This window comes from Anaerobiospirillum thomasii, assembly GCF_900445255.1.
In the GTDB taxonomy this organism is placed as follows: domain Bacteria; phylum Pseudomonadota; class Gammaproteobacteria; order Enterobacterales; family Succinivibrionaceae; genus Anaerobiospirillum_A; species Anaerobiospirillum_A thomasii.
This window is the reverse complement of the sequence record NZ_UAPU01000005.1, coordinates 116426-130000: the sequence shown is the minus strand read 5'-3', so window position 1 is coordinate 130000 and position 13575 is coordinate 116426. Positions and strand designations below refer to the sequence as shown.

At 41.3% G+C, this 13575-nt stretch carries 14 protein-coding genes (1 of these 14 running past the window's edge); 5 read left to right on the top strand and 9 right to left on the bottom strand.

Features of this window, described 5'->3' with window-relative positions; all coding sequences use genetic code 11:
• A protein-coding gene (gene yfcE, locus DRZ93_RS00985) for a phosphodiesterase (protein WP_113745545.1) crosses the window boundary here: on the bottom strand, positions 1-261 show its 5' portion. It extends 315 nt beyond the left edge of the window; 261 of the gene's 576 nt are visible here — the first part of the coding sequence; its start codon is at positions 259-261; its stop codon lies beyond the left edge, outside the window.
• A 111-nt stretch (positions 262-372) separates the two neighbouring features.
• Here yfcE and DRZ93_RS00980 point away from each other — a divergent pair, with 111 nt between their 5' ends.
• The 5 genes from DRZ93_RS00980 (at position 373) to traF (ending at position 4524) form a co-directional block, all read left to right on the top strand.
• A complete protein-coding gene (locus DRZ93_RS00980) occupies positions 373-1770 on the top strand; it encodes an MFS transporter (RefSeq protein WP_113745544.1) in 1398 nt (465 codons plus the stop codon).
• Between the two features lie 194 nt (positions 1771-1964).
• A complete protein-coding gene (locus DRZ93_RS00975) occupies positions 1965-2804 on the top strand; it encodes a MurR/RpiR family transcriptional regulator (protein ID WP_113744296.1) in 840 nt (279 codons plus the stop codon).
• A gap of 32 nt (positions 2805-2836) precedes the next feature.
• On the top strand, positions 2837-3565 hold the full coding sequence (nagB, locus tag DRZ93_RS00970) for a glucosamine-6-phosphate deaminase (protein ID WP_113744295.1): 729 nt from the start codon (positions 2837-2839) through the stop codon (positions 3563-3565).
• 193 nt (positions 3566-3758) lie between these two features.
• Positions 3759-3983 (top strand): hypothetical protein, encoded by a 225-nt coding sequence (locus tag DRZ93_RS00965; protein WP_113744294.1) that lies wholly within the window; start codon positions 3759-3761, stop codon positions 3981-3983.
• Positions 3970-4524: a conjugative transfer signal peptidase TraF gene (gene traF, locus DRZ93_RS00960; protein WP_113745543.1), complete on the top strand. Its 555-nt coding sequence runs from the start codon at positions 3970-3972 to the stop codon at positions 4522-4524. The genes DRZ93_RS00965 and traF overlap by 14 nt, the downstream gene beginning before the upstream one ends.
• A 96-nt stretch (positions 4525-4620) precedes the next feature.
• On the opposite strand, the gene DRZ93_RS00955 is transcribed toward traF, so the two are convergent.
• From DRZ93_RS00955 to DRZ93_RS00920, 8 genes are all read right to left on the bottom strand, one after another.
• Entirely contained in the window at positions 4621-5787 is a 1167-nt protein-coding gene (locus DRZ93_RS00955; RefSeq protein WP_113745542.1) for a porin, read from the bottom strand.
• Positions 5788-6213: 426 nt separating this feature from the next.
• Positions 6214-7302 (bottom strand): porin, encoded by a 1089-nt coding sequence (locus DRZ93_RS00950; RefSeq protein WP_113745541.1) that lies wholly within the window; start codon positions 7300-7302, stop codon positions 6214-6216.
• Between the two features lie 705 nt (positions 7303-8007).
• Entirely contained in the window at positions 8008-9252 is a 1245-nt protein-coding gene (gene fabF, locus DRZ93_RS00945) for a beta-ketoacyl-ACP synthase II (protein WP_113744290.1), read from the bottom strand.
• Positions 9253-9353: 101 nt separating this feature from the next.
• On the bottom strand, positions 9354-9593 hold the full coding sequence (gene acpP / locus DRZ93_RS00940; protein ID WP_113744289.1) for an acyl carrier protein: 240 nt from the start codon (positions 9591-9593) through the stop codon (positions 9354-9356).
• A gap of 172 nt (positions 9594-9765) precedes the next feature.
• Positions 9766-10503 (bottom strand): 3-oxoacyl-[acyl-carrier-protein] reductase, encoded by a 738-nt coding sequence (gene fabG, locus DRZ93_RS00935; protein ID WP_425450891.1) that lies wholly within the window; start codon positions 10501-10503, stop codon positions 9766-9768.
• Between the two features lie 27 nt (positions 10504-10530).
• Positions 10531-11463 (bottom strand): ACP S-malonyltransferase, encoded by a 933-nt coding sequence (gene fabD, locus DRZ93_RS00930; RefSeq protein ID WP_113745539.1) that lies wholly within the window; start codon positions 11461-11463, stop codon positions 10531-10533.
• A 60-nt stretch (positions 11464-11523) separates the two neighbouring features.
• Positions 11524-12477, bottom strand: coding sequence for a beta-ketoacyl-ACP synthase III (locus DRZ93_RS00925; protein ID WP_113745538.1), 954 nt, complete (start codon positions 12475-12477; stop codon positions 11524-11526).
• A 94-nt stretch (positions 12478-12571) separates the two neighbouring features.
• Positions 12572-13543: a hypothetical protein gene (locus DRZ93_RS00920; protein WP_172457980.1), complete on the bottom strand. Its 972-nt coding sequence runs from the start codon at positions 13541-13543 to the stop codon at positions 12572-12574.
• Between the last annotated feature and the right edge of the window lie 32 nt (positions 13544-13575).

The window sequence follows — 13575 nt, the reverse complement described above, 5'->3', positions numbered from 1 at the left end:
ATTGCATGGGAAGGTAAACATCATGGAATCAACCTCACTGTCGCAGTTGCCTCTTACTGAAATAATACGTGAGGCATGGGCATTTAGCAGATCGGCTGTATCCTGAGGATTGTAGCTCTCTGGCAGTCTGTTGCGCGGACCGTGATTTAACAGATCGCCCAAAAGAATAATAACAGAGCATCTGTGTTGCTCTTTATAAGATAGAATCTTTTCAACCTCGTGGGCACCACCGTGAATATCAGACATTACCAGATAACGCATATTTAATCCTTTTTTGCGCAAAGTTGAATCATATGTCTTTTGCTCAATTGCAAGAGACCTTTAAAAAAAGTATTCTATCACAAAGGCATAAAAGTCTTTTAAGGAGTATTTATGGAAAAAGATAACAGCATTGCCCTGCTCATTGCAGTCTGCCTGACCATGTTCTTCAATGCCTTTATGGGCAGCTCCATAAATATTGCCGTACCATATATAGCAGAAGATTATGCAGTGCCGCCGCAGAGCGTCACCTGGATGATAAATGCCTTTATGATAACAACAGCTCCCTTTTTAATTGGAGCTTCAGCACTTGCCAATCGCTTTGGTCTGCACAGAATCTATGTCATAGGCGCATTTTTAGCCACAGTCTCATCCATTGTCATTCCACTGTGCCCTGTATTTAGTGCCATTGTGGTGGCACGCGCCATGCAAGGCATTATCTTTGCTCTTATTTTCTGTACTGCCATGGCTCTTTTAGTCTATAACCTGCAAAAGGAAAAAAGAGCCTTTGCCATTGGTATAGCAACAGGATCAGTTTATGCAGGATTGTCTGTCTCCCCTCTTATAGGCGGAATCATCACTGACACCTTAGGCTGGAGAGCTATCTTTTATCTTACAGCTCTAGGTCAGATTGTAAGTCTGTATCTTGTAAGAAAAGTAAAACCTGACACACCTATATCAAATTATCTGTCACTTACCAAGATTGCTCTGTCCTTTATTGCAGGTCTTGTATTTTTAGTAGGACTTTCAAATATTCTGTACGATACACGCTATGCCTTTGCCATTGTGGCGGGTCTCGTGCTGCTTATTATCTATATTGCCCTTGAGCTAAAATCAAAGCATCAGCTCTTTCCACTTACAGTACTCTTTAGCAATTCATCTTTAAACTATCAGCTTATAGCCTCGCTTTTAAACTATACCTCAAGCTTTGCCATAAGCTTTCTACTGGCTTTGCATTTGGAGCTTATTGAGGGCTATTCAGCCACGCAGGCTGGCATTATTCTTATTGCGCAGCCTGCCGTTATGATGATTACCTCTGTATGCTCTGGCAAGATAAGTCAGTATATAAATAAAAATCTGATGACCATACTTGGAATGGTCATTCTGGCCATTGGCCTTTATATGCTAAGTCTTTTGCAGAGTAATGCCTCTATGAGCATGATTATGGCAGCACAGATTATCTGCGGTTTTGGCTTTGGTATTTTCTCAGCCCCAAACACCCATATCTGTATGTCGCTTGTAGATAAGTCACAGCTTGCCAATGTCAATGCCCTTTTAGCTCTGTCACGCAATCTGGGTATGGCCTTTTCCATGGCTTTTATTACTGGCATACTCTATTTCTTTATAAAGTCACAGCCAGGCACTACCACCTATCTGTATGAGCTTTCATACTCAATATCCTACGCCTTTTTCATTTCTGTGCTGATCTGTATTGCAGGTACAGTCTTTTGCATACTGGCAGCGCTTAATTACTATCATAAGATTTATAAAGTACGTTATATGAAAGATTAATACTTTTGTTACACTTAATTTAGAAAAAAATTTTAATTTTTTGTTAATTTTCCTGATATTTTTTCACCATATTCTACATTTTTAGTCCATTCACTTTAAAAAAAATGAAACTAAATCACAATTTTTTATTCATTTATGAATTAAAATGTCATTATATTTGCAAATGATGAAAATATGTGACTATAGGCTTGATAATGAGTATTGTTGAGAAATTAAATTCCCCCAATCTAAAGCTATCAAAATCAGATCACAGAGTACTTGATTACATTAAAAAGAATGGTCTAAATGCATGTTCGGCTGCTATTTCAGAAATTGCCAGAAGCTGCGATGTTTCACATGCCACTGTTACGCGTTTTGCCAGAAAATTTGGTTTTGATACTTTAAGATCCTTTAAAATAGCTCTGGCCAAGGAGCTTGGCTCAGATGACAATCAGGGTACCTTCATCGATTCTATTATTTCAAATGATGAGTCATGCGCTGACACATCCATGAAACTTTTGCAGATAAATATTTCAACTCTAAAGCAGACTTTAAAAGATCTTGATCTTGAGGCTGTAAATGCTGTTGCCAGAAATATAAGCACAGCAAGGCGCATCTTTTTTATAGGTATTGGCAACTCAGGCTTTGCAGCTGAGGACAGCGCTTATAAATTTGCCCGTATAGGTATTGATGCAAGAGCCATAACCGACAGTCATGCCATACAGATACAGTCTACTTTGATAAAACCTGATGATCTGGTTATTGCCTTTTCAAACTCAGGTACCACAAAAGAAATTATTTATGCTGTAAACACTGCTCTGCATAACAGATCTACAGTTGTTGCCATCACTTCACAGGGTGGCTCGCCGCTACATGATCTGGCCAATCTGGTGCTACTTTATGCTGTAAGAGAGTCAATCATCGAGTCAGGTTCAATCAATTCAAAGCTTGCAGTGTTTTACATAGTAGATCTGCTCTTTGCAGAGGTTATTAAGATTTTGGGCAAAAAGGCCATTGTCACCAAGCAAAAGACAGCAATGGCTTTGAACTTATAGTTTTATATAAAATAGAATCACAGGAGATAAATATGCGTATTTACAGAGCAAAAGATTATCAGGACTTAAGCCGCAAGGCAGCCAACATTATTTCAGCCCAGGTCATTTTAAAGCCTGACTGTGTATTAGGTCTGGCTACAGGTTCAAGCCCTATTGGTACCTACAAGCAACTTATTGAGTGGTACAACAAAGGTGATCTTGACTTTTCAGAGGTAAAAACTGTAAATCTTGATGAATACAGAGGCTTAGGTATAGAGAGCGATCAGAGCTATGTATACTTCATGCAGGAAAACCTCTTTAAGCACATCAATATCAAATCTGAAAACATCAATATTCCAAATGGCAAGAATACAGATGCAGATGCCGAGTGCAAACGCTATGAAAAGGTAATTGCCGATCTTGGCGGTACTGACATTCAGCTTTTAGGCATTGGCCGTAACGGCCATATTGGATTTAATGAGCCAGATACCTCCTTTATCAAGGAAACACACTGCGTTGATCTGACTCAGAGCACAATTGATGCCAACAAGAGATTCTTTGCAAGCATTGATGATGTTCCTCGTCAGGCCTATACCATGGGTATCAATGCTATTATGCAGGCTAAAAAGGTTTTACTTATTGCCTCAGGTAAAGACAAGGCCGAGGCTATCTACAAGTCATTCTTTGGCCCTATTACTCCAGAAGTTCCAGCTTCAATTCTGCAGCTGCACAAAGATGTTGTAGTTGTTGCCGATGATGATGCTTTATCTCTGGTCAAATAATATTTTTATATAAAACTATTAACCTTTTGTGTTTGAGGTCTGATTTTATCAGACCTTTTTATTTTTTAAATCCCATAAAATCAAGGTATTAACCCCACTTTTTTAAATTTTGCGCTCAATTTTTCACTATGTGAAACACTTTTTTAAATAGTGGTTCTAAAATAGCACCACTTTACAAATTAGAGTGTATGTTATGGGTAACTATTTTTTTAATGACAATTTTATAACTAACAGCAAAGCATATAAGGCAGGCAGACGCTGCGCCAACAGCAATCCTTTAAACAGCAGACTTTATAAGGATTTATCAAAATGCGCTATCTGCTGTGACAATAATGCTGATAAGAGCAGATCTATAAATAAAGGATTTCACAAGAATATTTTCGAAATTTTTGCGGTTGATTACCATGAAAAGCACTAAAGAAAGCAAAAGAGTCTGCCCAAGACTTACTGCCATGACAGCTATTGCCGCCATGCCGCTGCTTGCTAGTTTATGTATGGCACATGAAGATCTTTATCTTAATACCAGCAGCTCCCTGCCCTATGGCATCTACCATAATGAGGATACAGCAAGAGCGCAGTCTTTGAAGATAAATGACATAGCTTTAGTCTGTCTTAACAGATCTCATGCCAAAATTGCCTTTGAGCGTGGCTACATCGGATTTGGCAGATGCTCAGATGGCACAGCTCCTGTGGGCAAGCGTATAGTTGCCATAGAGGGAGATAATGTGCGTATTGATGCAGATGGCATCCATGTTAATAACAAAATTGTAGACTATTCAAAACCTGCAGACACTGACAGTAAGGGGCGTACCCTTGAGCACTACAGTATAGACAGGATCCTGCACGGCAAGGAATATATACTTGCCAACAGACATAAAGACTCATATGACAGCAGATATTTTGGCCCTGTCAGCTCTGACATGATTATAGGTAAGTTAAATTCTCTCGTTACTGTATAAACATAGGGCAAAATAGCCTGATGTAGATATGTAATATGCAAAAGGGACAGTGTTTTAAATACTGCCCCTTTTTAAGATCTTTACAAGTTACTCAATTTAGAAAGTGTAACGTGCACCTAATGAGAATACGCTCTCTTCAAAATCTGCACCGGTTAGTGCATAAAAGCTCTTTGCGCTCTTGACGTTATCATCAGTGCCGGCATCAAAACGAGCTTCACCCCATACATTAAAGCGTGGATTTATCTGATAGTTGGCGTAAACAGGTATGGTCTGTGCCTTTACAGTTGTGGTGCCATCATCAAACTTTAAGTGATTAAAGCCAGTTGCTAAAGTTATGCCATTACTAAAGGCATAGGCAGCAACTGTCTCAAAACCTGAAGCTTTTACATCCTCAACATCTCCTGCTACGGCAGAAAAGTTGCGCTCATTATATAAAGCAGCCACATATGGACCATTTGCCAGATCACCCCATGATGCAGAGAAAGCATATGAATGCACTTTATCTAAATCTACACCGTTTTTAGCTAGAAATGAAACCTCTTTAGCCTGTGTCTGTATGAAAGAATAACCTGCTGTAACTGCTATAGGACCAAATAGCACAGGAGCTGAGGTATAGCCTACGGATGCAGCATAACCATGGTCAATATCTACAGTTTCATATCTGTCAGAGCCATTGATCTCAAGGTTTTCAAATGATCCTGTATTGCTGTTGTATGAGCCAAGATACAGACCTTTTACTACCTGATTATCCTGAGCTGTCTGATAAGAAACATTTACATCAAAGCCAGAGCCTGACCAGGTGTACATAATCATGCCGTCACGGATATCACTATCAGAGATCTGTGCAATAGCACCCCAGTCATCAAAAATATCAGTAGCAGCAAGAGCTGGTTTTAGGGCATCTTCAAAACGGCCACCCTTAATCTGGCCATACTGGCCAAAATCGGCTCCTATCCAGGCATAGCGTACGCCCCATTCGCCACCATCGCCCATAGTTCCGTCAGCAACATCCCACTCCATATTTGCAAAACCGGCAATTCCCTGAGTAAGTTGAGTGCGCATATCAAATCCTAAACGGCCTGAGGCCTGAAGAGAGGTATCATTGTAAGAGTTTAACTCAGCAGCATTTGATGAGTATACTACACCCTGTACACGACCATAAATATCAAGGTTGTAACCATCTTTACTATATACGCTTGCAGCTGTAGCAATTGAAGATACAGCCATTGAAGCTATGGACAGAGCAATTAATGTCTTTTTCATAATATATTAATCCTTTAGTAAGCTATAGCTAACTCATTTAATATAGCAAGTTATTAAGATAATGCAAGATCTTTTCGCAACTCGATATATAAATGACGTATTTATGCATATTTATAAGAATAGAATCAGAAATTTAAAATGAATGACAAGAAATATTAGTATAATTACTTTATCAATATAAATAGTATAGTTATAAGCCACAAGAAGTAATAATGAAGCAGATATACAGGATTGCTCTTCGTTTAATTCATGAATTTTTAAGATAAGAAGGAAGAAAAGTAGTTTGAAGTATTGGCAGTAAGGAGAGTTTAATTAAGTTTGAATGGTTGATTTATAATACTTTGAGTAAAAATTAAATATATTTTTTATAGAAGTAAAAAGGCAGGAATTTCCTGCCTTTTTATTAAATCTGATTGTTAAATCAAATTAGAAGGTGTAACGGGCACCAACTGAGAAGGCTGGCTTTAACAGACCTTCACCGGCAACTGCCTTGTATGATGCATCAGCACCGGTACCGTCATCAGTACCAACATCAAAGCGGGCCTCAGTCCATACGTTGAAACGTGGATTGATCTGGTAGTTTACGTATACAGGTACAACGTGGGCCTCAGCCTCAACAGCGCCCTTATCTACGTTCTTGTACTCATAGCCAGTTCTTACAGAAACACCGTTGGCAAAGCCGTATGCTACAGCGAACTCAACACCGTCGATATCCCAATCTTCTGAGTTAGCTACATCAAACTCATAGGTACGGTGGTTGTATAAAGCTGCAACATAAAGACCCTGAGCTAAATCGCCCCATGAAGCTGAGAAAGCATAATCATTTACATTCTTAAGAGCATCTGTATTGGTTGGCTCATCAACCTGAGTCTTGGTGATACCAAAGCCTGCCTTAACAGCAATTGGGCCGAACAGAACTGGAGCGCTCTTATAGCCAACAGCTAAAGCGCCAGCCATATCAATGTCGGCATTGCCGTAGTGACGGAACTCGTGAGCGTCAGCAGCAGTCTGGAATGAAGCTAATACGTCTACACCATAACCGTTCCATGAGTACATAATGATACCGTTACGCTTGTCACCGTCACCATTCTGACCAACGCAGCCCCAGTCGTCATAAATATCGGTTGGGCCAAGAACATACTTGGTAGCATCTTCAAAACGGCCACCCTTGATCTGACCATACTGACCAAAGTCAGCACCGATCCAGGCGTAACGAACGCCCCACTCACCGCCATCAGTGCCTCTGGTGCCGTCAGCAACATCCCACTCCATCTTGGCAAAGCCAGCAACACCCTGAGTTAACTGAGTGCGCATATCAAAGCCTAAACGGCCTGAAGCCTGTAAAGAAATATCGTCGTAGTGGTTTAAATCTGCGTAGTTGCCATTGTACATAACACCCTGTACACGACCATATACGGCTAAGGTATCACCGTCTTTCTCATAAACGGTGGCAGCTGATGCTACTGAAGAAGCAGCCATGGCTGCAACTGCTAAAGCTAATAATGACTTTTTCATAATCTTATAATCCCAAAATTATATATTTATAAATACACACCTGAGATATCACCTCAAGCATGTTCAATATACCACTTTTATTTATTTTTTAAACTGTTTTTTTATTTATTTTTTGTTATTTCCAAAAAGTTCAATATTTTTGCAAATATTTGATTTCATGATATTTATTGAATTTTTTAACTTTTATTTTACAATTAACTATTTGAATTTATAGATTTTTTATAATTTTCAATCTTTATTCAAACAACGTTCTCTTTTCATAATTGTGATATTTATCACACTATTGTGCTATATCTAAACGTTCAATCTTAACTTACATGTCTCTTGCAATTTACTACTTTTTAAAATTTACAGCCATGAAAAACTTTTAATATGGTGGTTTTAGAAATGATCAAAGCTAAAGTCCCAAGATACAGAGAACTTAAATTGTGGTAATAAAGCTATTTTTTCCTAAGATAGGTATCTGCCGACACTTAAAACTCAAGCCCTCTTATTTATATTATCTTTCGCTCCCTCTGTTAAGAGGCTTGATATATTCTGTTTATCAGATAAGTTTTCTGCTACTAAGAACTATGTAAGATCGTAGTTGTTCTTGTGAGCAAAGTTGATTTATCGCTTAATAACTGACTTTAAACAACATTTTTTTGCGCTATCAATCAAAAAAGCCCGGGAGATCCGAGCTTTTTTAATTATGGACTTTGATTCTTATATCTTTTTAAAGATTAATGAACCATTTGTGCCACCAAAACCAAAGCTATTGGTCAGAGCATATTCAAAGCTTCTGCTCTGTGCCACATTGGCAACCAGGTTAAATCCACCTACTTCAGGATCAGGATTGTCGAGGTTGATGGTTGGAGGACAGATCTGATCATGCACTGCCATAGTGGTAATAACAGCCTCAATGGCGCCTGCTGCACCTAAGAGGTGACCTGTCATTGACTTGGTTGAGCTCATGCATGTGTTCTCAGGAGCCTCACCAAATATGTTCTTGACAGCACGCAGCTCTGATAAATCACCAATATGGGTTGAAGTACCGTGAGCATTGATATAGCCAATCTGCTCTGCCTTGATGCCAGCATCTCTGATGGCATTTTCCATAGACAGACGTGCACCAGAACCATCTTCTGCTGTGGCAGTCATGTGGTAGGCGTCACCGCTCATACCAAAACCTACAAGCTCAGCATAGATCTTGGCACCACGTGCCTTGGCATGCTCATACTCTTCAAGTACCAGAACACCGGCACCGTCGCCGAGAACAAAGCCGTCACGATCAACATCCCATGGACGTGAAGCACGCTCTGGTTCATCATTGCGTGTAGATAAAGCCTTAAGGGCGCTGAAGCCGCCAATACCCATCTGTGTTGAGGCTTTCTCAGAGCCGCCGCAGATCATGGCATCTGCATCGCCGCAGGCGATAAGACGAGCTGAAAGACCTATTGCATGTGTACCTGAGGCACAGGCTGTAACTGTTGCAAGATTAGGTCCGCGCAGTCCCTTTAAAATAGATAAATGACCTGAAACCATGTTGATAATGGTTGAAGGTACGAAGAAAGGACTGATGCCTCTTGGGCCCTTGGCCACAAGAGCTGTAATATTCTGTTCTATAAGACCAAGACCGCCGATACCAGAACCTACCATAGTACCAATGCGGTGAGCATTGCTCTCATTAACCTCAAGTCCTGAGTCTGCAAAAGCCATGATGCCGGCTGCTATACCATACTGTATAAACAGATCCATCTTGCGCTCATCTTTACGGCTGATGCCCCAATCTTCAGGATTAAAATTCTTTATAAGACCAGCTATTTTTACACTAAAGGCGCTGGTGTCGAAATGCTCAATGGTGGAGATGCCGCTCTTGCCTGCACATAGAGCTTTAAAAGATTCTTCTGCAGTATTACCCACTGGACTCAACATGCCTAGACCGGTAACTACAACCCTGCGCTTTTGCACCGTATATGCCTCCAAATTTGACGATTTATAAACAAATAAAGAGATGACTAGCATCTCCCTAACTTAACACATCAACGGCGGATATAATCCGCCGCCTCATATTACTCCTGATGAGCTTTGATGTAGTCGATTGCTGCCTGAACAGTATTGATGTTCTCAGCTTCTTCATCAGGGATTTCGGTCTCAAACTCTTCCTCTAGAGCCATTACTAACTCTACAGTATCAAGAGAATCAGCACCTAGGTCGTCAACGAATGATGCTTCAGGAACTACTGCGTCAGGATCTGCACCTAACATATCAACGATAATCTTTTTTACACGATCTTCAATGGTATTGCTCATTTGTTTCCTGATCAGACTGTGCGTTACACAGTTCTGTCCTTAGTTAGCAGTTGCCGACACTATGCCGGAACCTAAAAAAAATTTCGATTGTGATTATATATGTTTTAAAAATTTTTTGGTAGTGAAAATATCACATATTTAAAGTTTAAATGCCATATATCACAATTTTTCATTAATTACAGTGTAAACCACCATTTACATCAATAGTGGAGCCTGTAATGTAGGCTGCCAGATCTGAGGCTAAAAAGACTACAGAGCCTGCCACATCGTCCACACTACCGCCTCTCTTTAAAGGTATATTGTTAACCCAGGCTTTGGTCTGCTCCTCATTTAAAGCAGCAGTCATATCAGTCTCGATAAAGCCAGGGGCTACACAGTTTACAGTAATACCGCGTGAGCCCAACTCCATGGCAAGAGATCTGGTAAAGCCGATTAAGCCTGCCTTGGCAGCTGAGTAGTTGCACTGACCGCCATTACCTGTCTGACCTGAGATTGAGGTAATATTGATAATTCTGCCAGCTCTCTTTTTAAGCATTGGGCTCATGCAGGCCTTGGTCAGCCTGGCTACAGCTGTAAGATTACAGGTAATTACAGAATCCCAGTCTTCATTTTTCATGCGCATGAACAGACCGTCTTTGGTTATACCTGCATTATTGACTAAAATGTCAGGTGCAGCACCGCACTTTTCAATAACAGCTGGCAGCAGAGCGTCAACTGAGTCAAGATCAAGGCTGTTCATGACAAAGCCAAAACCCTTACCATCCAGATAGGCAGTGATGGCATCGGCACCTGCCTGTGATGTGGCAGTACCGCATACAGTGGCACCAAGAGCTGCAAAGTGCTCGGCAATGCCCTTGCCGATACCGCGTGAGGCACCGGTTACAAGTACAATCTTAGATGAAAAATCCAAGTTAAACATATATCATCTCCTAAGGTATTAGGCTATTGCCTCAAGACTCTTTTCAAGTGAGTCCATATCAAAAACATTACCGGCACCAAGGCTCTTGTCAATCTTGCGGTTAAGTCCGGTCAGAACCTTGCCAGGACCTACTTCAATTAAAGCCTCGCAGCCATCATTTTTAAGCTGCACTACAGTCTCAACCCAGCGTACAGGACCTGTAAGCTGTAAAATTAAAGCCTTTACAATCTCATCCTTTAAGCTTATGGCTTTGGCATAGGCATTGACATAGACAGGAGTTGTCACATCTTTAACCTCAATGTGAGACAGAGCCTCATTTAATCTGTCAGCTGCACTTTGCATCAGCGGGCAGTGTGATGGAGCAGATACAGCAAGAGCTACAGTGCGGCGGGCACCCCTGGCAGTTAAAATTTCACCGGCACGGGCTACAGCTTTGGCACAGCCTGATATTACAACCTGACCTGGTGTATTGAAATTGGCAGCCCATACGGCATCATCACCAACACTTGCCTCTTTACAGGCCTCAATAACAATCTCATCATCAAGACCTAAAACAGCCATCATGGCACCCTCGCCTGCTGGTACCGCCTCCTGCATGGCCTGACCACGCAGACGCACCAGACGCAGAGCATCGGCAAAATCAATGGCACCTGCAGCCACTAAGGCTGAGTACTCACCTAAGGAGTGTCCTGCAAAGGCACATGGGGCATGAGCCTTTTGCATAAACAGTCTGAAAGCTGCAATAGATGCAGTTAAAATGGCAGGCTGTGTAACTTCAGTCTTGTTCAGCTCACTCTCAGGACCGTTTAGAGTAAGATCAAGCATATCATAGCCTAAAGCCTCTGAGGCCTGGGCATAGGTCTGCTTTACAATGTCATTATCCATTACAGATGAGAGCATACCTACTGACTGTGAGCCCTGACCTGGAAATACGGCTGCGTACTTTTTCATAAAGATTTCTCCTTAAAAGGAAAAGATACCTTTTCATTTAAAGGTATCTTACAAGAGGGGTTAATAGCGTACCAGGGCTGCACCCCAGGTAAAACCACCACCGAATGATTCTAGCAACAGAGTGTTGCCGCGTATAATGCGCCCTGATCTTATGCCTTCATCAAGAGCCAGAGGCACTGAGGCTGCTGAGGTATTACCCTGCTTATCAAGCGTAACTATAACCTGAGACATGTCCATATGCAGTTTGCGTGCTGTGACGCTGATAATGCGCAGATTGGCCTGATGCGGCACAAGAAAATCCAGATCTGCATCAGTCATGCCGGCCATCTCAAGAGTATCTGATACAAGCTTTGCAAGTACTGATACTGCTCTTTTGAACACATCATTGCCCTTCATGAACAGATAGGCATCTCTATCCTTGTGCTCACGTGACAGGTTAGGTAAAAGCAGCAGATCGCCACATGACGGATCGGATCCTAGATTTACAGCAAGTGTACCCTGCTCGGCACTTTTGCCAAGCACTATGGCACCGGCTCCGTCACCAAAGAGAATAATTGTAGTTCTGTCATTAGGATCGCAGGCCTTAGAGAGGCTGTCTACACCTACTACCAGAATATTTTTGGCCTGTCCTGACATAATCATGGCATGGGCTACACTGTAGGCATAGGAAAAGCCTGCACAGGCGGCAGCCACATCAAAGGCAAAGGCCTTTTTAATTCCAAGTATCCTGCCAATCTCACAGGCACTAGACGGGAAAGCGTTTTGTGATGAGGTTGTAGCACAGATAATGGCATCAATATCATCTACATCAAGGCCACTCTCCTCAATAGCCAAAGCTCCTGCTTTAGCCCCCATAAAAGCAGCTGTTTCATTCTCTGAGGCTATGCGGCGCTCTAAAATTCCGGTGCGCTCTACAATCCATTCATTGGAGGTCTCGACCATTTTCTCAAGGTCGGCATTTGTTCGTATTGTTTCTGGCAGATAACCACCAGTGCCTAGGATCTTGGTATACAAAACATCACCACTTATAAAGGGCCTTTACGGCATTACACAAAATTTATCCGATTATAACACAAAGACAATTTAGCTAAAAAAATAAAAATCTTATCTATATTTTCTTGTCTGATGTCAGATTGTTATACATACTCTGCGCAAGATTATGCTCACAGGCAAGTACAGCCTCAACCACAGCAAGAGCCAAAGCATCCTTGCCTTGTCTTGCATGACAGGCAATGACATTTTCTTTGAGACCTAAAATCACAGAAGCATTGTACTGCCATGGTGTCAGCCAGTCAGGACGCATCATTTTGCTTAAAAAACGGGAAATGGATGAACCACTGTCATAGGCATCGGCAATACCCTTGGCTGCCTTGAGTGCTGTATTTGCAGTATTGGCATCAGACACAATTACATTGGCATCTGTAAGAAAAATTTTATCAGGTGCGATAAAACCGTCATATCTTATACTGCTGTCCTTTTTAAGGTAGATATTGGCATCATAGGCCATAGGATTTAATCTTACATCATCACCAAGAGCATTTAAAAGTCTGACCCTTGGGGCCTCTTTATCTAAATAAACCCTGGCACAAGCAGAGCCTAATATAGCAAATTTTAGCAGATCATCAGCCCCTACTGCCACATTAGCACCCATATCAAGCATTAAAAGATAGCTTTTAGCTCCTGTGGGTATTTTTGAGGCAAGTGAGAGTGTTTCACTGTAGGCGCCTACAATATGACGGGACATGGCAGACAGATAGATGCCATCTGACATACTTACAGTTGCCATGCTCTCTTTATTTAAAGTCATTAAAAGAGCAAGTGCAGTGGCACAGTTGCCATCAGATGCGCTCTGCTGCGGGTTTTTTGTTGTATCTAAGGCCCGTGCATTGTGAAAAACATAGAATTTTTCGTCAATTTTCCCACACTGCATGGCTTCTTTTAAACTGTCAGAGCCAAAAACATGTACCTTGAGTGAAGGATACAAGGTATGGGCAAAATTCAAAGCCCCTGCTATATCATTATCAGGCAGAGTGGAGCCTGTAAGATCGAGGGCGAGAGTAATATCTTTTTTATCCTGCATAATAATAAAACAGGGCCTTATGTTAAACATAA

Coding starts and splice junctions, on each gene's coding strand:
- nagB (WP_113744295.1), top strand. CDS start 2,837: ATGCGTATTTACAGAGCAAAAGATTATCAGGACTTAAGCCGCAAGGCA.
- DRZ93_RS00920 (WP_172457980.1), bottom strand. CDS start 13,543: ATGCAGGATAAAAAAGATATTACTCTCGCCCTCGATCTTACAGGCTCC.
- DRZ93_RS00980 (WP_113745544.1), top strand. CDS start 373: ATGGAAAAAGATAACAGCATTGCCCTGCTCATTGCAGTCTGCCTGACC.
- traF (WP_113745543.1), top strand. CDS start 3,970: ATGAAAAGCACTAAAGAAAGCAAAAGAGTCTGCCCAAGACTTACTGCC.
- acpP (WP_113744289.1), bottom strand. CDS start 9,593: ATGAGCAATACCATTGAAGATCGTGTAAAAAAGATTATCGTTGATATG.
- DRZ93_RS00950 (WP_113745541.1), bottom strand. CDS start 7,302: ATGAAAAAGTCATTATTAGCTTTAGCAGTTGCAGCCATGGCTGCTTCT.
- DRZ93_RS00975 (WP_113744296.1), top strand. CDS start 1,965: ATGAGTATTGTTGAGAAATTAAATTCCCCCAATCTAAAGCTATCAAAA.
- DRZ93_RS00965 (WP_113744294.1), top strand. CDS start 3,759: ATGGGTAACTATTTTTTTAATGACAATTTTATAACTAACAGCAAAGCA.
- DRZ93_RS00955 (WP_113745542.1), bottom strand. CDS start 5,787: ATGAAAAAGACATTAATTGCTCTGTCCATAGCTTCAATGGCTGTATCT.
- fabD (WP_113745539.1), bottom strand. CDS start 11,463: ATGAAAAAGTACGCAGCCGTATTTCCAGGTCAGGGCTCACAGTCAGTA.